This window comes from Pseudomonas sp., assembly GCF_030683065.1.
Taxonomy (GTDB): domain Bacteria; phylum Pseudomonadota; class Gammaproteobacteria; order Pseudomonadales; family Pseudomonadaceae; genus Aquipseudomonas.
Genome location: NZ_JAUXMX010000033.1, coordinates 264,310 through 285,171, shown reverse-complemented (window position 1 = coordinate 285,171; position 20,862 = coordinate 264,310). Strand labels below are relative to the sequence as shown.

At 60.9% G+C, this 20,862-nt stretch carries 20 protein-coding genes and 1 other RNA gene; 4 read left to right on the top strand and 17 right to left on the bottom strand.

The features are described from left to right. From ftsA to rsmI, 16 genes are all read right to left on the bottom strand, one after another. Positions 1 to 1,046 (bottom strand): cell division protein FtsA (gene ftsA, locus Q8K09_RS11290; RefSeq protein ID WP_305255057.1); only part of this gene is annotated, 1,046 nt, incomplete at its 3' end. Positions 1,047 to 1,066: 20 nt separating this feature from the next. Beyond that, positions 1,067 to 1,924 carry a cell division protein FtsQ/DivIB gene (locus tag Q8K09_RS11285; protein ID WP_305255056.1) on the bottom strand — a complete coding sequence of 286 codons (858 nt, stop codon included), beginning with the start codon at positions 1,922 to 1,924 and terminating at the stop codon, positions 1,067 to 1,069. Positions 1,925 to 1,927: 3 nt separating this feature from the next. Continuing rightward, positions 1,928 to 2,878, bottom strand: coding sequence for a D-alanine--D-alanine ligase (locus tag Q8K09_RS11280; RefSeq protein WP_305255055.1), 951 nt, complete (start codon positions 2,876 to 2,878; stop codon positions 1,928 to 1,930). Beyond that, the gene (gene murC / locus Q8K09_RS11275) at positions 2,875 to 4,299 is read right to left on the bottom strand and encodes a UDP-N-acetylmuramate--L-alanine ligase (protein ID WP_305255070.1); all 1,425 of its coding nucleotides are present in this window, start codon (positions 4,297 to 4,299) and stop codon (positions 2,875 to 2,877) included. Before murC ends, Q8K09_RS11280 begins: the two co-directional genes overlap by 4 nt. A gap of 28 nt (positions 4,300 to 4,327) precedes the next feature. Beyond that, entirely contained in the window at positions 4,328 to 5,398 is a 1,071-nt protein-coding gene (gene murG, locus Q8K09_RS11270; RefSeq protein WP_305255054.1) for an undecaprenyldiphospho-muramoylpentapeptide beta-N-acetylglucosaminyltransferase, read from the bottom strand. Beyond that, positions 5,388 to 6,614 carry a putative lipid II flippase FtsW gene (gene ftsW / locus Q8K09_RS11265; RefSeq protein WP_305255053.1) on the bottom strand — a complete coding sequence of 409 codons (1,227 nt, stop codon included), beginning with the start codon at positions 6,612 to 6,614 and terminating at the stop codon, positions 5,388 to 5,390. Before ftsW ends, murG begins: the two co-directional genes overlap by 11 nt. After that, complete coding sequence (gene murD, locus Q8K09_RS11260) at positions 6,614 to 7,960, bottom strand: UDP-N-acetylmuramoyl-L-alanine--D-glutamate ligase (protein ID WP_305255052.1); 1,347 nt, start codon at positions 7,958 to 7,960, stop codon at positions 6,614 to 6,616. Before murD ends, ftsW begins: the two co-directional genes overlap by 1 nt. A 7-nt stretch (positions 7,961 to 7,967) precedes the next feature. Beyond that, complete coding sequence (gene mraY / locus Q8K09_RS11255; RefSeq protein ID WP_305255051.1) at positions 7,968 to 9,050, bottom strand: phospho-N-acetylmuramoyl-pentapeptide-transferase; 1,083 nt, start codon at positions 9,048 to 9,050, stop codon at positions 7,968 to 7,970. Then, the gene (murF, locus tag Q8K09_RS11250) at positions 9,050 to 10,420 is read right to left on the bottom strand and encodes a UDP-N-acetylmuramoyl-tripeptide--D-alanyl-D-alanine ligase (protein ID WP_305255050.1); all 1,371 of its coding nucleotides are present in this window, start codon (positions 10,418 to 10,420) and stop codon (positions 9,050 to 9,052) included. Before murF ends, mraY begins: the two co-directional genes overlap by 1 nt. Further along, positions 10,413 to 11,876 (bottom strand): UDP-N-acetylmuramoyl-L-alanyl-D-glutamate--2,6-diaminopimelate ligase, encoded by a 1,464-nt coding sequence (locus Q8K09_RS11245; RefSeq protein ID WP_305255049.1) that lies wholly within the window; start codon positions 11,874 to 11,876, stop codon positions 10,413 to 10,415. Before Q8K09_RS11245 ends, murF begins: the two co-directional genes overlap by 8 nt. Next, positions 11,876 to 13,609 (bottom strand): peptidoglycan D,D-transpeptidase FtsI family protein, encoded by a 1,734-nt coding sequence (locus Q8K09_RS11240; RefSeq protein WP_370869508.1) that lies wholly within the window; start codon positions 13,607 to 13,609, stop codon positions 11,876 to 11,878. The genes Q8K09_RS11245 and Q8K09_RS11240 overlap by 1 nt, the downstream gene beginning before the upstream one ends. After that, positions 13,606 to 13,899, bottom strand: a complete 294-nt coding sequence (gene ftsL / locus Q8K09_RS11235) for a cell division protein FtsL (protein ID WP_305255048.1) — start codon at positions 13,897 to 13,899, stop codon at positions 13,606 to 13,608. Before ftsL ends, Q8K09_RS11240 begins: the two co-directional genes overlap by 4 nt. Continuing rightward, positions 13,896 to 14,837: a 16S rRNA (cytosine(1402)-N(4))-methyltransferase RsmH gene (gene rsmH / locus Q8K09_RS11230; protein ID WP_305255047.1), complete on the bottom strand. Its 942-nt coding sequence runs from the start codon at positions 14,835 to 14,837 to the stop codon at positions 13,896 to 13,898. The genes ftsL and rsmH overlap by 4 nt, the downstream gene beginning before the upstream one ends. 2 nt (positions 14,838 to 14,839) lie before the next feature. After that, complete coding sequence (gene mraZ / locus Q8K09_RS11225) at positions 14,840 to 15,295, bottom strand: division/cell wall cluster transcriptional repressor MraZ (RefSeq protein ID WP_305255046.1); 456 nt, start codon at positions 15,293 to 15,295, stop codon at positions 14,840 to 14,842. A 309-nt stretch (positions 15,296 to 15,604) separates the two neighbouring features. After that, an RNA gene (gene rnpB, locus Q8K09_RS11220) (RNase P RNA component class A) lies at positions 15,605 to 15,963 on the bottom strand. Between the two features lie 41 nt (positions 15,964 to 16,004). Then, complete coding sequence (rsmI, locus tag Q8K09_RS11215; protein ID WP_305255045.1) at positions 16,005 to 16,910, bottom strand: 16S rRNA (cytidine(1402)-2'-O)-methyltransferase; 906 nt, start codon at positions 16,908 to 16,910, stop codon at positions 16,005 to 16,007. Positions 16,911 to 17,000: 90 nt separating this feature from the next. On the opposite strand from rsmI, the gene Q8K09_RS11210 reads away from it, so the two are divergent. The 4 genes from Q8K09_RS11210 to Q8K09_RS11195 are packed head-to-tail and all read left to right on the top strand — an operon-like array spanning position 17,001 to position 20,336. Further along, positions 17,001 to 18,812 (top strand): penicillin-binding protein activator, encoded by a 1,812-nt coding sequence (locus Q8K09_RS11210; protein WP_305255044.1) that lies wholly within the window; start codon positions 17,001 to 17,003, stop codon positions 18,810 to 18,812. Further along, positions 18,809 to 19,183, top strand: a complete 375-nt coding sequence (locus Q8K09_RS11205) for a YraN family protein (protein WP_370869507.1) — start codon at positions 18,809 to 18,811, stop codon at positions 19,181 to 19,183. Before Q8K09_RS11210 ends, Q8K09_RS11205 begins: the two co-directional genes overlap by 4 nt. A 29-nt stretch (positions 19,184 to 19,212) precedes the next feature. Further along, the gene (locus Q8K09_RS11200; protein WP_305255043.1) at positions 19,213 to 19,806 is read left to right on the top strand and encodes a phosphoheptose isomerase; all 594 of its coding nucleotides are present in this window, start codon (positions 19,213 to 19,215) and stop codon (positions 19,804 to 19,806) included. Beyond that, positions 19,803 to 20,336 carry a BON domain-containing protein gene (locus Q8K09_RS11195; protein ID WP_305255042.1) on the top strand — a complete coding sequence of 178 codons (534 nt, stop codon included), beginning with the start codon at positions 19,803 to 19,805 and terminating at the stop codon, positions 20,334 to 20,336. The genes Q8K09_RS11200 and Q8K09_RS11195 overlap by 4 nt, the downstream gene beginning before the upstream one ends. Before the next feature lie 96 nt (positions 20,337 to 20,432). On the opposite strand, the gene Q8K09_RS11190 is transcribed toward Q8K09_RS11195, so the two are convergent. Then, positions 20,433 to 20,846 carry a ClpXP protease specificity-enhancing factor gene (locus Q8K09_RS11190; protein ID WP_305255041.1) on the bottom strand — a complete coding sequence of 138 codons (414 nt, stop codon included), beginning with the start codon at positions 20,844 to 20,846 and terminating at the stop codon, positions 20,433 to 20,435. Between the last annotated feature and the right edge of the window lie 16 nt (positions 20,847 to 20,862).

The following is a 20,862-nucleotide window of genomic DNA, read 5'->3' as shown; positions in this document are numbered from 1 at the left end:
ACCGGCATATGGAAGATCTCTTCGGCCAGTTCGACCGCGCCTTCCATCTTCGACGTGCCACCCGTGAGCACGATGCCCGCCGGGATCAAGTCCTCGTAACCACTGCGCCGTAGTTCAGCCTGGATCAGGGTGAACAGCTCGTCGTAACGCGGCTCGACCACTTCGGCCAAGGACTGGCGCGACAGGTCACGCGGTGGACGATCGCCGACGCTCGGCACCTTGATGGTTTCGCCGGCACCGGCCAGCTTGGCCAGGGCGCAGGCATAGCGAATCTTGATTTCTTCGGCGTACTGGGTCGGCGTGCGCAACGCCATGGCGATGTCGTTGGTGACTTGATCACCGGCAATCGGGATCACTGCGGTATGGCGAATCGCACCTTCGGTGAAGATGCAGATGTCGGTGGTACCGCCGCCGATATCCACCAGACACACACCCAGCTCTTTTTCATCGTCGGTCAGAACCGCATAAGCCGAGGCCAGTTGTTCGAGAATAATGTCGTCGACTTCCAAGCCGCAGCGACGCACGCATTTCTCGACGTTCTGCGCCGCATTCACTGCGCAGGTGACCACATGCACCTTGGCTTCCAGACGCACGCCGGACATGCCCAGTGGCTCGCGCACGCCTTCCTGGTTATCGATCACGTAATCCTGCGGCAAGGTGTGCAGCACCCGCTGATCGGCCGGAATAGCCACGGCCTGAGCTGCATCCAGCACGCGCTCAAGGTCAGCGGGGCTAACTTCGCGATCGCGAATGGCGACGATACCGTGGCTGTTAAGGCTGCGGATATGGCTACCCGCCAAACCAACGAATGCCGAATGAATACGGCACCCAGCCATCAGCTGCGCCTCTTCCACCGCACGCTGGATCGACTGCACAGTCGACTCGATATTAACCACCACGCCCTTTTTCAGGCCGCGTGACGGGTGGGTGCCAATACCGACGATTTCCAACTGACCATCGGCAGTCACTTCACCGACCAGCGCCACCACTTTGGAGGTACCGATATCGAGGCCAACAATCATCTTGCCACTCTGCACATTTGCCATGAGTCTTGCCTTCTCCTGATTCACTGCACGACAGCGGTATCAGCCGCCGTGGGCGCGACCGGCTCACGCCACGCCACGGCCAGGCCGTTGGCGTAACGCAGATCGATCCGCGCGATATTCGCTTGCTGCTCTTTCAGCGCCTTGTCATAAATGGCACTGAAACGGCGCATCTTTTCTACCAGGTGGTCACGCCCCAGCAGCAGTTCGATCCCCTGCCCGGTGGAGAGAAACCAGCTGCCGCGCTCACGCAACTCCAGACGCGCCACGGAAAACCCCATTGGCCGCAGCATCTGGCTGAGCACCTGGTACTGCTGCATTACTTTCTGTTGCGCCCGCTTGGGACCATACAGTTGCGGCAGGTGTTGGTAATTTGCCTGTTCCTTGGGCGCGAAAGCCTTTCCCTGGTTATTCAACAGTGCCTCATCGCCCCAGCGGGCAATCGGCAGATGCTCCTCGAGGTGCACCACCAACTGATCGGGCCAAACCCGACGCACCTGGGCACTGGCGATCCAGGGCATTTGCTCAAGCTCATGGCGCATGCCCGGCAGATCAACGCTGAAGAAGCTCGCTTTGACGAACGGTTCTATATGCTGCTGGACTGCCTGTTGGCTGATGTAGCTGAGGTCACCCTCGACACTGATCTTGGCAATTGGCCGATCCGCGTAAGGCAGCAGACGCTGCGCCAACTCGTAGGCAGCGAAACCTAGCACCAGCAACATCAGCGGCCAGGTGATGCGCTTGAGCACACCAAGATTCGGTTTAGGCAACCGCTGGCTGATCGGCTCCTTGGCCACCAGGCGGCTGGCACCGCGCTGCGCAGGCTTGCCGCGCAACGGTGCGCGTACTGAACCTGGCTGATGGCGCAAAGTGGCGGCCATGACTTAACCTCGGGTCTCAAGGCTGTCGGCGAGGATTGCCAACACCAGCTGCTGAAAATCCAGACCGGCAGCACGCGCCGCCATCGGCACCAGACTGTGATCGGTCATGCCCGGCACGGTATTAACCTCCAGCAGCCAGAATTGTCCGCCAGCGTCCTGCATCACATCGACCCGTGCCCAGCCCTGGGTACCGACCGCCTCGCAGGCCTGCGCACTGAGCAGTTTCAGCTCTTCTTCCTTGGCCACATCGAGGCCACAGGGAATGCGGTACTGGGTGTCATTGGCCAGGTACTTGGCGTCGTAGTCGTAGAACGAATGCGGAGTGCCCAGGGCAATCGGTGGCAACACCTGACCGCGCAACAGGGCAATGGTGTATTCCGGGCCATGGATCCACTGTTCGACCAGCACTTGCGAGTCGAACTGGCTGGCGTTCTGCCATGCAGCGATCAAGCCGTCGACATCGTCGACTTTTGCCATGCCGATGCTGGAACCTTCATGGGCCGGCTTGACGATCAGCGGAAAGCCCAGCTCAGCGGCAGCGGCGCGGCAGTCGTCGGCACTGGCCAATACGGCATGGCGCGGCGTCGGCAGGCCAAGGCTTTGCCAGACCTGCTTGGTGCGTAGTTTGTCCATGGCCAGGGCGGAAGCCAGAATACCGCTGCCGGTGTAAGGAATACCGGCGCACTCGAGCAAGCCCTGCATGCTGCCGTCTTCACCGCCACGGCCGTGCAGCACGATGAAGGCGCGATCGATTTTCTCGTTGAGCAGATGCCCCAGGAAATCGTCACCGACATCAATACCGAATGCGTCCACACCCGCGCCCTGCAGGGCTTTGAGCACGGCATTGCCGGAGTTCAGCGAGACCTCACGCTCGGCGCTCTTGCCACCGAACAACACGGCGACGCGACCAAAAGCCGTAACAGGCAGGTTCGATTTCAAGATTTCGGCACTCATTTAGACTCTGCCTCTTTCAGCTCGCCGCCAGCTACAGCGAACAATGCGCTTTGCAGCAACTGCGGGGCCAGGCCACCGATATCGCCGGCACCCTGACAGAGCAAGATGTCACCGGCACGCAGCAGCGGCTTGATCAGTGGCGCCAACTCGACACCACGCTCGATGTAGATCGGGTCCAACTGGCCACGCTGGCGAATGCTGTGGCACAGGTGCTTGCTGTCCGCCCCCGGGATCGGCTCTTCGCCGGCCGGATAGACCGCCATCAGCAACAGGACGTTGGTTTCCGCCAGCACCTGAACGAAATCCTCATAGAGGTCGCGGGTCCGACTGAAACGGTGCGGCTGATAGACCATGACCAGACGACGACCCGGCCAACCACCGCGCACCGCCTTGATCACCGCTGCCACCTCGCGCGGGTGGTGACCATAGTCGTCGACCAGCATCACACTGCCGTCGGGCACTGGCAGTTCGCCGTAGACCTGAAAGCGCCGACCGACACCCTGGAAGCCGGAAAGACCCTGGACGATGGCTTGATCGCTGATGCCTTCATCGGTGGCGATGGCAATGGTCGCCAAGGCATTCAATACGTTGTGGTTACCGGGCATATTGACCGAGACATCCAGCGGCTCGTGACCGACACGCAACACGGTGAAGAAGGTCAGCATGCCTTGCTGGCGGACATTGATCGCACGCACGTCTGCATCTTCGCCGAAGCCGTAGGTCATGGTCGGGCGCGCCACCTGCGGCAGAATCTCGCGCACAATCGGGTCGTCGACGCACATCACGGCCAGGCCATAAAACGGCAGGTTATGCAGGAACTCGATGAAGGTTTTCTTCAACTTGTTGAAGTCGCCCTCATAGGTGCTCATGTGGTCCATATCGATGTTGGTGACTACCGCGACCATCGGCTGCAGATGCAGGAAGCTGGCATCGCTTTCGTCCGCTTCGGCAATCAGGTAGCGACTGGTGCCTAACTGGGCATTGGTGCCCGCCGCATTCAAGCGTCCGCCAATGACGAAGGTCGGATCCAGGCCGCCAGCAGCGAACACTGAAGCCAGTAAACTTGTAGTAGTGGTCTTGCCATGGGTGCCGGCCACAGCGATGCCATGCCGGTAACGCATCAGTTCGGCGAGCATTTCCGCACGTGGCACCACCGGCACACGCCGTTCCAGAGCAGCGGCCACTTCCGGGTTGGAGGTATTCACCGCGCTGGAAACCACCAGCACATCGGCGCTCTCGGCGTTCTCGGCGCTGTGGCCGATAAAGATCTGCGCGCCGAAGCTTTCCAAGCGCTCGGTGACCGCCGAAGACTTGAGGTCCGAGCCGGACACCTGATAGCCCAGATTGAGCAGCACTTCGGCGATGCCGCACATGCCAGCCCCGCCGATGCCGACGAAATGGATGCGGCGGATACGGCGCATTTCAGGCTGCGGGAAAGCTTTACGACTCTCAACCACGGGCCACCTCCAGACAAATATCGACAACACTACGGGTTGCATCGGGCTTGGCCAGGCGCCGGGCGGTGCGCGCCATTTCTTTCATTCGTTCAGGGTGCATTAAAACCTCGGACAGCTGGGCGGCCAGCGTGGCGGCGTCTGTGGCGTGTTGCGGCAGAAGGACGGCGGCGCCCTCCCTGGCCAGATAGTCGGCGTTACGCGTCTGATGATCGTCAATCGCATGTGGCAACGGCAGCAGGAACGACGGTAGACCGGCGGCGGCCAGCTCACTGATGGTCAAGGCACCGGCGCGACACACCACCAGATCGGCCCAGGCGTAGGCGCGGGCCATATCCTTGATAAAGGGCGCTACCTGCGCTTCGACGCCAACATCGCGGTAACGTTCGCCGGTAATCACATCGTGTTGCTTGCCGGCCTGGTGAAACACTTCCGGACGCAAATCGCCTGGCAACAAAGCCAGGGCTGCGGGCAATAGCTTGTTCAGTGGCTCAGCGCCCAGGCTGCCGCCCAAAATCAACAGGCGCGACCGACGCTCGCCTAGTGCGTCGCGCGGTGTTTTCAGAAACAACTCTTCGCGCACCGGATTGCCGGTGGTGCGGCGCTTGGCCGACGCGGCGAAGGTATTCGGAAAGGCCTCACACACGCGGCTGGCGAACGGCACCAAGCTGCGATTGGCCGTCCCGGCAACGGCGTTCTGCTCGTGGATAATCAGCGGTACGCCGCCCAGCTTGGCCGCCAGGCCGCCAGGGCCGGTGACGAAGCCGCCCATGCCGAGCACACACACCGGCTGCAACTCGCGCACGATTTTACGGGCTTGAAACAATGCCTTGAGCAACTGGAACGGCGCCTTGAGCAACGACAACTTACCTTTGCCACGCAGGCCCGTGACGTTGATCAGGTGCAGCGGCAGGCCGGCGGCCGGTACCAATTCGTTCTCGATGCCGCGCGGGGTACCCAGCCAATGCACGCGATAACCACGTGCCTGGAACTCGCGCGCGCAGGCTAACGCCGGGAACACGTGGCCTCCCGTACCGCCGGCCATGATCAGCACATTAGCGGCCATTGGCAGACTCCTTGGCGGTATTGCCATCAAAAAAATCCGACTCCTGAAAATCGACGTCTTCGCTGCCCAACTGGGTGCGCCGCTCCCACTCGATGCGCAGTAACAACGCCAGACTGACGCAGCAGATCACCAGGGAACTGCCACCGTAGCTGAGGAACGGCAGGGTCAGACCCTTGGTCGGCAGCAGGCCGATGTTCACCCCGATATTGATCAGGAACTGGCCGATCCACAGGAACGCCAGGCCGTAAGCGACATAGGCGGCGAAGAACTGCTTGGCCTTCTCCGCCCACAATCCGATATACAGGGCACGTACGCAGACGAAAGCGAACAGGCCGACGGTAATCAAAGCGCCCAGCATGCCCAGTTCTTCGGCAAGCACGGCAAACACGAAGTCGGTGTGTGCTTCAGGCAAATAGAACTGCTTCTGAATGCTGTTGCCCAAGCCGACACCGAACCACTCGCCACGCCCGAAAGCGATCAACGCCTGGGTTAACTGGTAGCCAGAGCCGAACTGATCAGCCCAGGGGTCGGTGAAGGTGATCAGGCGTTGCAGGCGGTACTCCTGGGTTTGTACCAGGACAAAGACTGCACCGACTGCCAGAGAAACCATCAACCCGAAACGCAGCAGGCCGACCCCGCCGAGGAACAGCATCGCCGCCGCAGAGCCCATCATCACCACGGTGGCGCCGAAGTCCGGCTCCAGCAGCAGCAAGCCGGCCATCGGCAACAGCACCACAAAGGGTTTGAAGAAGCCGGCCCAGCTTTCGCGGACTTCTGCCTGACGGCGCACCAGGTAGCCGGCCAGATAGACCACCACGAGCAGCTTGGCGATTTCCGACGGCTGTACGTTGAATGCGCCAAAGCCGATCCAGCGCATCGAACCATTCACTTCGCGGCCGATACCCGGCACCAGCACCAGCACCAGCATGGCAAAGGCGGCCAACAGCGCCATTCCGCTGAAGCGCTGCCAGGTTTCCAAGGGAATCAACAACACCACAGCGGCGGCACCCAGGCCGATCAGCAGGTAAATAAGGTGGCGAAGCATGTAATAAATCGGGCTGCCCACATTCACTGCCGCCACTTCGGTCGAGGCAGACGCAATCATTACCAGGCCCAGGCCGAGCAGCGCCAGGCAACCGGCCAGCAGCGGGAAGTCCAGGTCCAGGCCACGGCGGCTGAACAGCGGGGACGGGTATGGGCGCAGGAAGGCGAGCATCAGGCGAGCGCCTCCACGGCTTGAGCGAACAGACGTCCGCGTTCTTCGAAATTCTTGAACATGTCCAGGCTGGCGCAGGCCGGCGAAAGCAGCACGGCATCGCCCGGCTGAGCCAGTTCGGCGCTGCGTTGCACGGCTTCTTCAAGGGTCGCCACGCGGATCAGCGGCACGCCCTCACCAAGTGCAGCGGCCAGGCGCTCGGCGTCGCGACCGAGCAACACCACGGCGCGGCAGACCTGCGCGACCGGCTTGGCCAAGGCAGAGAAGTCGGCCCCCTTGCCATCGCCACCGGCGATCAACACCAGCTTGCCGACGATGTCCGCGCCCAGGCCTTCGATGGCCGCCAGGGCGGCACCGACATTGGTCGCCTTGGAGTCGTCGTAGTAGTTCACTTCATGACGTTCACCGACCCACTGGCAACGGTGCGGCAGGCCGGCGAAACGCTTCAGGGCCTCCAGCATCGGCGCCATCGGTAAACCTACCGCATGCCCCAAGGCCAGCGCCGCCAGGGCGTTGGACTGGTTATGCGCGCCACGAATTTTTAGCGCAGCGGTCGGCAGCAGTGCGTCGAACTGATAGGCCAGGTATTTCTCGCCGCTCTCGGTGAGCAAGCCAAAACGTTTGAAGTCCGGTTTGCCCAGACCGAACAACCAGCAGGGCATCTGCTCGGCCACCAGCGGCCGCGACAGGGCATCGTCGCGGTTCACCACCACCTGCCGGGCGCCACGGAAGATCCGGTGCTTAGCCAGGTGATACGCCGCCAGCGAGGCGTAGCGATCCATATGGTCTTCGCTGATGTTCAAGCAGGTTGCCACTTCGGCGTTCAGCTGATCAGTGGTTTCCAACTGAAAACTGGACAACTCCAGGACATAGAGTTCGATGTCATCGCTCAACAGGTCGAGTGCGGGCACCCCGAGGTTACCGCCGACCGCGACCTTCTTGCCGGCCGCCACAGCCATCTCGCCGACCAATGTGGTGACCGTGCTCTTGGCGTTGGAGCCGGTGATCGCGATGATCGGCGCCTTGGCATAGCGGGCAAACAGATCAATGTCACCGGAAAGCTTCACGCCACGCGCCGCTGCTTGCTGCAAGGCTGGCGTAGACAGCGCCAGACCTGGGCTGACCAGCAATTCGCTGGCACGGCAGAGGAAGTCCACATCCAGTTCGCCACAACGCACGTCGACCTGCGGGAACTGCTCACGCAAGTTAGCAAGCTCGGGCGGATTGGCTCGGGTATCGACCACCGCAAAAGCCAAGCCCTGGCGTGCGAGAAAACGCACCAGGGACATGCCGCTCTTGCCGAGGCCGACAACGATGCGGAATTGGTCGGAAGCAATCAGGCTCATAGTCTCCTCAACGCAATTTCAAGGTGGCTAGACCGATCAGCACCAGAATTACGGTGATGATCCAGAAACGTACGATGACGCGCGGCTCAGGCCAGCCTTTCAGTTCGAAGTGGTGATGAATCGGCGCCATGCGGAACACCCGCTTGCCGGTCAACTTGAACGACGCGACCTGGATGATCACCGACAGGGTTTCCACCACGAAGATGCCACCCATGATGAACAACACCACTTCCTGGCGGACGATCACGGCAATCGTGCCTAACGCTGCACCCAGCGCCAGTGCGCCAACGTCGCCCATAAACACCTGCGCCGGGTAAGTGTTGAACCAGAGAAAGCCCAGGCCCGCGCCCACCAGCGCTGCGCAGAACACGATCAACTCGCCCGCACCCGGCACATAGGGAATAAACAGGTATTCGGCAAACTTCACGTTACCCGACAGGTAGCAGAAGATCCCCAGGGCGCCGCCGACCATCACGGTAGGCAGAATGGCCAGACCATCCAAACCGTCAGTCAGGTTGACCGCGTTGCTCGAACCGACGATCACAAAGTAGCTCAGCACCACGAAGCCAAGGCCCAACTCAAGGCTGAAATCCTTGAGCAGCGGCAGAAACAGGGTGGTTTCCACTGGACTTTGTGCCGTTGTATAGAGGAAGAACGCCGCTCCCAAACCGAACACCGACTGCCAGAAATACTTCCAGCGGCTCGGCAGGCCGCGCGAATTCTTCTCGATCACCTTGCGGTAGTCGTCGACCCAGCCAATCGCGCCGAACAGCAGGGTCACTACCAGCACCACCCACACATAGCGATTGCTAAGGTCGGCCCAAAGCAGGGTGCTGATGGCAATGGCAGACAGAATCAGCGCACCGCCCATAGTCGGCGTGCCCTTCTTCGACAGGTGCGACTGTGGGCCATCATTGCGCACCGACTGGCCGATCTGACGGATCTGCAGAGTGCGGATCATCCACGGCCCAAGCCACAACGACAGCGCCAGGGCGGTAAGCACGCCGAGAATCCCGCGCATGGTCAGGTACTGAAAGACCGCGAAGCCTTTGTGGAACTGTTGCAGGTATTCGGCCAGCAGCAGCAGCATTAGTGACTCTCCCCGGATGTGCCACAGAGCGCCGCCACGACATTTTCCATCGCGGCGCTGCGTGAACCTTTTATTAGAATGGTGGTGTCGCCCGACTCACCGGCAAGCGCGGCGATCAGACTGGCCTGATCGGCGAAATGCCGACCTTGAGTCCCAAATTCGCTTACGGCGCAGGCCATCAGCGGGCCAACCGCATAAAGCGCCGATACCTTACCGGCGGCATGGCGACCAACGTCCCGGTGGCCCTGCTCGGCCCACTCGCCCAGCTCGCCCATATCGCCAAGAACCAGCACAGTGCGCCCGGCAAAACCGGCGAGGATATCCACCGCCGCGCACATGGAGGCGGGGTTGGCGTTATAGCTGTCGTCGATCACACGCATGCCGTTCGGTGCGAGTTGCGCCACCGCACGGCCCTTGACCGGTTGCAGGCCTTCAAGGCCGGCTTTGATATCCACCAGCGGCACGCTCAGGGCCGCAGCCGCAGCTGCGGCAGCCAAGGCATTGGCCACGTTATGTTCGCCGAGCAGGTTGAGCTGAACCACCGCCTGGCCTTGACAACAATGCAGGGTAAAGACCGAGCAACCGCGGGCATCGCGCTGCAGATCACTGGCGTAGAAATCCGCCGCAGGATTGCTCAGAGAGAAACTCGTCACAGCACGGCCCTTGGCACGCTGCTGCCAGGTGGCGAAGGCCTGATCGTCCAGGTTGAGCACGGCCACACCGCTGTCGCTCAGGCCTTCGAGGATCTCACCCTTGGCCAGGACAATTTTCTCCGGGCCGCCGAACTCGCCGACATGGGCGCTGCCTGCGTTGGTGATAATCGCCACGTGGGGCCGGGTCAAGCCGACGGTGTAGGCGATCTCGCCAACATGGTTGGCCCCCAGCTCGATCACTGCAGCGACATGCCCGGGCGCCAGTTCCAGCAGTGTCAGCGGTACGCCAAGCTCGTTGTTGAGGTTGCCGCGGGTGGCCAATACCAAACCGCGCAGACCGGCCCGCAGGATGCTCGCGAGCATTTCCTTGACCGTGGTCTTACCACTGGATCCGGTTATCGCAACCAACGGCGCGCCATAAGCCTGACGGTTCAGAGCACCGAGCCGGCCTAGCGCCAAGCGCGTGTCCGCCACCACCAACTGCGGCAATGCCACGCCCGCCACTTCGCGCTCGACCAGCGCGGCCACCGCGCCCTTGGCGGCGACATCGGCCAGGTAGGTGTGACCGTCGAAGTTAGGTCCGGACAGGGCGATAAATAGTTCACCGGGCTTAATTGCCCGACTGTCGGTGCTGACTGCATCGAAGGCGCAATCTTCACCGATCAAACGCGCGTCCAGCGGCGCGCTGATTTCGCTCAAACGCAGGGCTTTAAGCATGCGGCACCTCCCATGTCGCGAGGGCTTTGCCGGCTTCGACCAGGTCGGAGAATGACTGGCGCACGCCGTTTATTTCCTGATAGTCCTCGTGGCCCTTACCAGCCAGCACTAGCACATCGGCCGGGCTCGCAGAGGCGATCAGCTGGGCAATGGCCTGGCCGCGACCATGCACGAACTGCACGCATTCAGGCACGGTAAAACCTGCGCGAATGTCGCTGAATATCTGCTCGGGAGCCTCGCTGCGCGGATTGTCGTCAGTGACCAGCACGCCATCGGCGAGACGCTCGACCACGGCGGCCATCAGCGGACGCTTGCCGCGATCACGGTCGCCACCACAGCCGAACAGGCACAGCAAGCGGCCTTTGACATGCGGCCGCAGAGCCTCCAGCACCTTTTCCAGGGCATCGGGAGTGTGCGCATAATCAACCACCACCAATGGCTGCTCGACGCCGCCAAGGCGCTGCATGCGCCCCACCGGCCCCTGCAACTGCGGGAGCACCCGGAGAATCTCGTCGAGCGGATAATCCATGCCCAGCAGCGCACCAACCACCGCTAACAGGTTGCTCAGATTAAAGCGCCCCAACAGCGCGCTACGCACATTACCTTCGCCACGCGGCGTCACCAGCTTGACGCGTACGCCTTGCTCGTCGAACTGCGCATCACGGCAGTACAAATATGCGGTTGGGTCTTCCAGGCTGTAGCTGATCAGCCGCGAGTCATGCTCCGCTCGGGCCAATTCGCGGCCGAACGCGTCGTCCAGATTGAGCACGCGGCAACGCAAACCCGGCCAGGCGAACAAGGCGGCCTTGGCCTCGCCATAGGCTTCCATTGAACCGTGATAATCCAGGTGATCGCGCGACAGGTTGGTAAATACCGCCACATCGAACGCCAGCGCGGTTACCCGACCCTGGTGCAAACCGTGGGAAGAAACCTCCATGGCCACGGCGCGAGCGCCAGCATTCTTCATGTCGGCCAGGGTCGCTTGCACGCCAATCGGATCCGGCGTGGTGTGCCGACCAAGGGCCAGCGCATGGTAAAAACCGTTGCCCAGGGTACCGACGATGCCACAGCGCTCGCCCAGCAGATCCAGTGCCTGGGCCAACAGCTGGCTGACACTGGTCTTGCCGTTGGTACCGGTGATACCGACCAGATGCATCCCTCTACTCGGCTCACCGTAGAAGCGCCCGGCGATGGCTGACAGCTGGCCGGCCAAACCCTTGATCGCCACCAGTTCGGCACTGCTGGCCGTCATCGCTGGCGCACCTTCGGCTTCATAGGCCACTGCGGCGGCGCCGCGGGCAATCGCATCGGCGATGTGCACGCGGCCATCCTGCTGGCTACCCGGCACGGCAAGGAACAGATCACCGGGGCGCACCTTGCGACTATCCAGGGTCAATTCACGGATCAGCACTGCACTGGCAGCTTCAGGCAACAATTGATTCAGGGGCATAGGCATCAGATACGCCCTCCATTGACTGCGTTCACCGCCGTCGTTTGCGTCTCGACGGGCGGCACCAGGTTATCCGGCACGACATTCATAAGGCGCAGAGCGCCGGCCATCACCTTGCCAAATACCGGCGCAGACACCAGGCCACCGTAGTAACCGCCCTTGCTTGGTTCGTCGATGACAATGGCAACGGCAATCCGTGGATCACTGACCGGGCCGAAGCCGGCAAACAACGAGCGGTAGGCGTTCTCGCGATAGCCCCGCGAGTCGGTGGACACCTTGCGTGCGGTACCGCTCTTGCCCGCGACGTGATAGCCCGGCACCTTGGCCCGGTACACCCCACCGGGAGCCTCGATCACTTCCTGGAGCATGCCCTGCATGGTCTTGGCGATGTCTTGCGGGATTACTTGCACGCCATCCGGTTTGCGATCCATTCGAGTCAGCGACAACGGCACGCTGCGACCATCATTGGCCAGTACCGAATAGGCATGCGCCAACTGCACAGCCGTCACCGACAGGCCGTAGCCGTATGACAGCGTGGCGGTTTCAGCCTTGCGCCACTCGCGGTGATTGGGCAAATTGCCGATCCGCTCACCTGGAAAACCCAGGCCGGTATCCTGACCCAGACCAACCTGCTGCATCATCGAGTAGATAGATTCGCCACCGATGTCGAAGGCGATCTTGCTCATGCCGACGTTGCTCGACTTGATCAGGATTTCAGTCAGGCTCAACGGTCCGTTGCTACGTGAAACGTCACGAATCGTGTACCTGCCAATCTGCAGCGTGCCCGGATAGACATCGACCGTATCGGTCGGCTTCCAACGACCGCTCGCAAGCGCAGCGCTAATGGAGAATGCCTTCATGGTCGAACCTGGCTCGAACACATCGATCATCGCCCGGTTCCGCATGGCGGCCGGCTGCAGATTACGGCGGTTATTCGGGTTGTAGGTGGGCTGATTGACCATCGCCAGCACTTCACCAGTCTTCACATCGATCATCACCAGACTGCCCGCCTTGGCCCCAAACTCGACCAACGCGTTACGCAGTTCGCGGTGCGCCAGATACTGCAGACGCAGGTCGATAGACAGCGCCAGCGCCTTGCCCGCCTTGGCGTTCTGGGTAACCTGTACATCCTTGATCAAACGACCACGGCGGTCCTTGAGCACTTGGCGCTTGCCCGGCACGCCGGCTAGCCACTCCTCAAAAGCCAACTCCATACCTTCGCGCCCGCGATCATCGATATCGGTGAAGCCGACCACGTGTGCGGTCACTTCGCCACCCGGATAGAAACGCCGGAACTCTTCGATGGCGTATACACCCGGCAGCTTCAGGTCGAGGACACGCTGACCCTGTTCCGGCGTCAAACCACGCACCAGGTACATGAATTCGCGCTCGGCATTGGCCTGAATACGCACGGCAAGGGCTTTTGGCTCCTGCCCCAGTGCAGCTGCCAGGGCCGGCCACTGGGCTTTACCTGCCTGTAACTCGCGACCATTAGCCCACAAGGTGGTTACCGGGGTACTTACCGCCAACGGCTCGCCATTGCGATCAGTAACCAGGCCACGGTGCGCAGGAATAGGAATATGGCGCACGCTGCGCGCATCACCGTGGGCTTTAAGGAAGTCATGGTCGAATATATGTAGATCGACGATGCGCCAGACAATCGCACCGACCATCAGCGCGAGGAGCAGCAACACCAGGCGAAAACGCCAAGGATAGAGCGCGCCCTCAAGCCTGATCATGGCGCCACCATGCGCACTTCGGCAGCTTCGGGAATGCGCATTTTCAGCTGTTCGCTGGCCAGGGTTTCGATACGACTGTGGGCAGTCCAGGTGCTTTGCTCGAGAATCAGACGGCCCCACTCTGCCTGAGCCCGGTCACGGGTACTCAGCTCTGCATACAGACCGTTGAGCAACTGACGATTCCAGTGCGCACTGTAGGAGACCGCCAGCGCGCTGCCGAGCACGCCAATAAACAGCACCAGCATCAGCAGGCTGCCCTTTGGCAATGGCTTGGCGAAAACCGCACTCATCGCATTTTCTCCGCCACACGCATTACCGCGCTACGCGAGCGCGGATTGGCCTTGAGCTCGGCGTCGGACGCATATTGCGGCTTACCGATCAACTTCAGGCGAGGCTCGAAGGCCTTCGGAATGATCGGCAGGTCGCGCGGGTAGGTGTCCTGCTCGCCCTTGGCGTGCTTGCGCATGAATTGCTTGACGATACGATCCTCAAGGGAGTGAAAGCTGATCACCACCAAGCGGCCGCCAACTTCAAGCGCCTCCAGCGCGGCATCTAGACCACGCTGAAGATCGCCAAGCTCGTTATTGATGTAAATACGCAGCCCCTGGAACGCGCGGGTCGCCGGATTCTTACCCTTTTCCCAGGCGGGATTGGCCACGGTAAGTACCTGCGCCAGGTCGGCAGTACGCTCAAAAGGCTGTTCCGCACGCCGCAACACCACGGCACGGGCCATGCGCCGTGCAAAACGCTCTTCGCCGTACTCTTTAAAGACTCTGGCGATTTCCTCTTCGCTGGCGCTGGCGACCCACTGAGCCGCACTGACGCCACGTGTCGGGTCCATGCGCATGTCCAGCGGGCCGTCATTGAGGAAGCTGAAACCACGTTCGGCATCGTCGAGTTGCGGCGAGGACACACCAAGGTCCAGCAGAATGCCACTGACCTTACCAGCCAGGCCGCGGACAGCAGCTTCCTCACCAAGTTCCGCAAAGCTGCGCTGCACAACGACAAAGCGGCCGTCTTCGGCCGCTAGCTCATTCCCCGTGGCAATCGCCAAGGGGTCCTTATCAAACCCCAGCAAATGCCCGTCTGGCCCGAGCCTTTCGAGGATTAACCGACTGTGCCCGCCACGACCAAAGGTACCGTCCAGGTAGCAACCATCAGTACGCACAGCCAACCCCTCGACCGCCTCGTCGAGTAGCACAGTAATATGGCGAAAGTTGCTGGTCATAGTCACAGGTTCAGGTCACGTAGTTCGTCGGACAAGGCACCCGGCTGCTTGATCGCCGCCAAATCGGCATCGGCGACGACATTCCAGGCATCTTCATCCCACAGTTGAAATTTATTCAGTTGGCCGACCAACATCGCGCGCTTATCCAGCTTGGCGTATTCGCGCAGGCGTGGCGGCACCAGAAAACGGCCACTTGCGTCCAGCTCGAGATCAACGGCGTTACCGATCAGCAAGCGCTGCAAACGACGGTTCTCTTCTCGAAAAGAAGCTAACTCGCGCAGCTTTTGCTCAATCAGCTCCCACTCAGCAAGCGGATAGACACATAAACAGGGGTCGATGGCATCAATGGTCACGATAAGCTGGCCTGCACAACGCGACACGAGCTCGTCCCGATACCGACTTGGCATCGCGAGTCGCCCTTTGGCGTCGAGACTGATGGCGTTGGCTCCACGAAACACAGCTGCGCTTCCCCTTGAATTAGCTATCCATGCCCAAAAAATCCCACTTCACACCACTTCCTACCACATGCGCACACTATAGGAACGCCCACACCCCACCGTCAAGGCGCGGCTGTAGGGAAAAACCCTTACAGATCGGCGATTTAGCAAACTAAATAGGTGTAAGAACAGAGCATTGCAGGGCGCGTAGCAAGGCAAACTGAGCGCGCACAGAAAGCTACACTTCGAACTTAAAGTGATTTGTTAAGAGTAAGATTTTTTTGATCTTAGAAAAGCGAGGAGTAATGGTGTCGCGAAGAGAAAGGAGAGGTGGAGAGTCGATCTGTAAGCCGGGTTCTGTCGAGGACAGTCATTCCTCTACGACGTACATCACTGCACGCCTTTAGCAACCTACCCGGTTCCAGCGCGGGCCACGCCAATGGAACCCTATTTGGTCTTGCTCCGAGTGGGGTTTGCCTAGCCACGAACTGTTACCAGTCGCGCGGTGCGCTCTTACCGCACCTTTTCACCCTTACCGGCGCCGAAGCGCTTAGGCGGTTATTTTCTGTGGCACTTTCCGTAGGCTCACGCCTCCCAGGCGTTACCTGGCACTCTGCCCTATGGAGCCCGGACTTTCCTCCCCCGCATTTCGCAGAACGAAACACGGCAGCGACTGTCCAATCGACTCTCCGCCGACAAGGTTAACGGCTCGGTCTCAATAGAACAAGGCTCAAGCGTCTTTCTGCCGCTCCAGCGCCACCTGATAGAGCAGGTTCTTGCGCACCCCGGTTATTTCCGCCGCCAACGCCGCAGCTCTTTTAAGCGGCATCTCCTTGAGCAGCAACTCAAGTACGCGCAGCGCCTCAACACTCACCGCCGCCTCGCCCTCCGGCGCCTGCCAGCCAGCGACCAGCACCACACACTCGCCGCGCTGCTGATTGCTGTCTGCCGCCACCCAGGCACGCAGCTCGGCCAAGGGCAGCCCCTTGAGCGTCTCGAAGGTTTTGCTGATCTCCCGCGCGAGTAATGCCGGGCGCTCATCGCCGAACACCGCCTGCATATCCTCCAGGCACTCGAGAATGCGGTGCGGCGCCTCATAGAAGATCAGCGTGCGCGGCTCCTCCTTCACCTGCTCCAGGCGCGCGCGACGGCCGGCGGTCTTGGCCGGCAGAAACCCCTCGAAAATAAACCGGTCGGACGGCAAGCCGGCAGCCGACAGCGCAGCAATCAACGCACAGGCTCCCGGCACCGGCACCACCGCAATTCCCGCCGCACGCGCCTGGCGCACCAGGTGATAGCCAGGATCTGAAATCAACGGCGTGCCCGCGTCAGAAATCAACGCCACATCCTCGCCCGCCAACAATCGCGTGACAAAGCGTCCGCCCTGATCACGCTCGTTATGCTCGTGACAGGCGGCCAGCGGTGTAGCAATACCAAAATGCTGCATCAGGCGCACAGAGTGACGGGTGTCCTCGGCAGCAATCAGGGCCACATCAGCGAGCACCTTGAGTGCCCGCGCACTGATGTCATCCAGATTACCAATTGGCGTGGCCACCACATAAAGAGTGCCAAGAGTGGAATTCGATGCCCCGGGAGCGGTCACAGCACGTGCCTCTTCAATCGCAAAAGCGCGCATTGTAGCCCGTTTCACGCCATCGACATCGCGCCAGGGCCAAGCCTTGGGTACAATTCGCCGATCATTTGATCAAGTATCAGGAACGCTTACATGATCGTCCGTCTGCGCCCACTTCTCGCGCTGTGCCTCGCTGCCCTGCTTACTGCCTGCGCCAGCACACCCTCTTCCACGTTGGGAGAGTTGCCGCGCACCCCTCAAGCCAGCATCGAGCAGCTGCTGCTGCAGGCCGACCAGAGCCAGCCCGAGCAGGCCTCACTACTGCGCCTGGCTGCCGCAGACCTGGCTTACCAGCAGAAAAAAAATGCTCGCGCCGCCAGCATTCTCGAGCAGGTGCAACTCACCAGCCTTAAACCCGCCCAACAGATCTACGCGAGCACCTTGATCGCCGAATTGGCCCTGGCGCGCGAAAAACCCAAAGCCGCCCTGAAAGCACTCAGTCATCCGAGCCTGCAACGCTTGGGCGAGCTTCCGATTGAGCAGCAAGTGCGCACCCAGCTGGCTCGTGCCAATGCCCTGCAGGCCGACGGGCAGCCCCTTGCCGCCGCCCGCGAACGCGTTTACATCGCCCCGCTACTCAGCGGCGCAGCAGCCACGCGCAACCACGAGAACATCTGGAGCCTGGTCTCAGGCTTACCCAGCGAGCAGCTGCAATCCAGTGACGATGCCGACCTGACCGGATGGTTAGGCCTGGCGCGTGCTGCCAAAACCTCTGGCACCCTGCAACAGCAGCAGGCAGCCATTGATGACTGGCTGACACAAAATCCTCAGCACCCCGCCGCACTGCAACTGCCGCCAGCGCTGAGCAAACTGCAGCAACTGTCCAGCCAGCCCTTGCAAGAAATTGCCCTGCTGCTACCCCAAGAAGGCCCGCTTGCGGGCGTAGCGCGCGCCTTGCGTGACGGCTTCCTCTCGGCCCACTATCAGGCTCAGCAAGCAGGACAGAACCCACCAAACATTCAGTTTTACGACAGTACTCGCCTGAGCTCACTCGACGAGTTCTACCGCCAGGCACAGGCCGCCGGCGTACAACTGGTGATCGGCCCCCTGGAAAAACCACTGGTCAAGCAGCTCAGCGATCGTGAGCAATTGCCGATCACCACCCTGGCCCTGAACTACAGCGAACCAGGCCAGGAAGGCCCCGCCCAACTGTTCCAGTTCGGCCTTGCCGCCGAAGACGAAGCGCGCGAAGCAGCACGCCGCGCCTGGGCCGACGGTATGCGCCGGGCAGTCGCCCTGGTGCCGCGTGGCGACTGGGGCGACCGGGTACTCGAGGCCTTCCGGCAGAGCTGGCAAGCCCAGGGCGGCACCCTGATCGCCGCCGAACACATTGACCAACCGGTTGAGATGGCCCGGCAAATCGCTGAGCTATTCCAGCTACGTGAAAGCGAAGCACGCTCCAAGCGCCTGAAAAGCACCCTCGGCACGCCAGTCGCGGCACAGCCAGCGCGACGCCAGGACATCGACTTCATCTTCCTGGCCGCCACCCCACAGCAAGCGCAACAAATCAAACCGATCCTGGCCTTCCAGTACGCCGGCGACGTGCCTGTTTACGCCACCTCGCACCTGTTCACTGGCAACCATAGCGACGCACAGTACCAAGACCTCAACGGTATCCGTTTTTGCGAGACGCCCTGGCTACTGAACGTCAACGACCCAATGCGCCAACAAGTTGAAAGCCAGTGGCCACAGGCCGGCGGCAGCCTCGGCCGACTCTACGCGATGGGTGCCGACGCCTACCTGCTAGCACCGCGACTGGGCCAACTAAAAGCCCTACCAGACACCCGAATCGATGGCTTGTCAGGCAGCCTTAGCCTCAACCCGGCGCAGCGTATCGAGCGCCAGCTGCCATGGGCCGAGTTCCGCGGCGGTCGCGTCGAGCGCTTGCCAGACAGCATCAATTGATCGACCACAGCAGCACGCAAAGCAGCGGCAAGGCCGCCGAGGAGTTGGCCCGACTGCATCTGCAGCAACACGGCATGAAGCTCCTGGCACAGAACTGGAGCTGCCGCTGCGGCGAGCTTGATCTGGTCATGCTCGACGTCGATACAGTAGTATTCGTCGAAGTACGCTACCGTCGACACTCTGCCTGGGGCGGGGCTGTAGAGAGTGTAGACGCACGGAAACGCGGAAAACTCGTAAAAGCTGCCATGTACTTTTTGCAGCAAGAACCGCGCTGGGCTAAACACCCCTGCCGGTTCGACGTAATAGCCATAACCGCCGAAGGCAATCCAACTCCCCAGCTGAACTGGATTCAAAACGCCTTTGATACCTGAACCGGCGCCACACTGAAGGTTAATCTCCGATGGAAATGCAAGATCGCATCCGCCAATTGTTCCTGGCCAGCATTGAAACCAAGCAGCAGGCTCTGGAAGTACTTGTTCCGTTCATCGAGCAAGGCAGCCTGGCCATGGTTCAGGCGCTGCTCAGTGAGGGCAAGATCCTCACCTGCGGCAATGGCGGCTCGGCCGGCGATGCCCAGCATTTCTCCTCCGAACTGCTCAACCGCTTCGAGCGCGAACGCCCGAGCCTGCCGGCCATTGCCCTGACCACAGACAGCTCGACCATTACCTCGATCGCCAACGATTACAGTTACAACGAGATCTTCTCCAAGCAGATCCGTGCCCTTGGCCAGCCGGGTGATGTGCTGCTGGCCATATCAACCAGCGGCAACTCGGCTAACGTGATCCAGGCCATCCAGGCCGCACACGACCGCGAGATGACCGTAGTTGCACTGACCGGTCGCGACGGCGGCGGCATGGCCTCGCTACTGCTGCCGGAAGATGTTGAAATTCGCGTGCCGTCCAAGGTTACCGCTCGCATTCAGGAGGTCCACCTGCTGGTAATCCACTGCCTGTGCGACTTGATTGACTGCCAACTGTTTGGGAGTGAAGAATGACCCGTTCGCCACTGATCATTGCCGGGCTGCTGTGCAGCTTGATACTTGCGGGCTGCGGCAGCCGCAGCATCGGCAACAAAATCGATGACCAGTTCATCGCCCCGCAAGTGCGCAGCAATCTCTCCAGTGCTCACATCGACTTGACTGACCCCACTTCGCATGTCGTGATCACCAGCTATAACGGCGTGGTGCTGCTGGCGGGACAAACACCCCGCAATGAACTGAAAAGCGCCGCCGAACAGGCAGCCCGCAGGGTCCAAGGCGTCACCAAGGTACATAACGAACTGCAGGTACTGCAGCCAACCTCGCTGCTCGCGCGCAGCAACGATTTGCTGCTGACCACCAAGATCAAGGCCCAAATGGTCACGGACACTGCCGTACCGGGATCGCGGATCAAGATCGTCACCGAGAATGGCATTGTCTACCTGCTCGGCCTGGTGTCGCGCCAGGAGGCCAACAAGGCGACCTCTTTAGTACAGAGCACCTCGGGCGTGCAGAAGATCGTCAAATTGTTCCAATATACGGATTAGAGATAGCCGCACAGCGCAAGAAAGCCATGCAATAAAAAGGGTGCCCACGGCACCCTTTTTATTTGCAGCGAATGGCTTATGACCTCAGACCAGGCATCACTTGACCACCTTCAGACTGGGCCGCCCATTGGGCCGCGGCGGCTCGCCATCGGGTGGACCCTGATGAGCCGCACTATCCCCTGCGTCAGGCTCTGGGGCCGGGGACTCTGGGTCGAAGACCATACCCTGACCATTCTCCCGCGCATAAACTGCCAATATGGCTGCAGCGGGGACGTACAAACTGTGTGGCGCGCCACCGAAGCGCCCCTCGAAGCTCACTGCGTCATTATCCATATGCAAGTGACGCACAGCGCTAGGCGAGACGTTAAGCACGATCTGCCCATCACTGGCGAAGCCTGGCGGCACCCGCACACCGGCAAACTCGGCATTGACCAACAAATGCGGAGTACAGTCGTTTTCGACAATCCATTCGTAAAGTGCACGAACGAGGTAGGGCCGACTGGAGTTCATCAAAGTCTCCTCAACT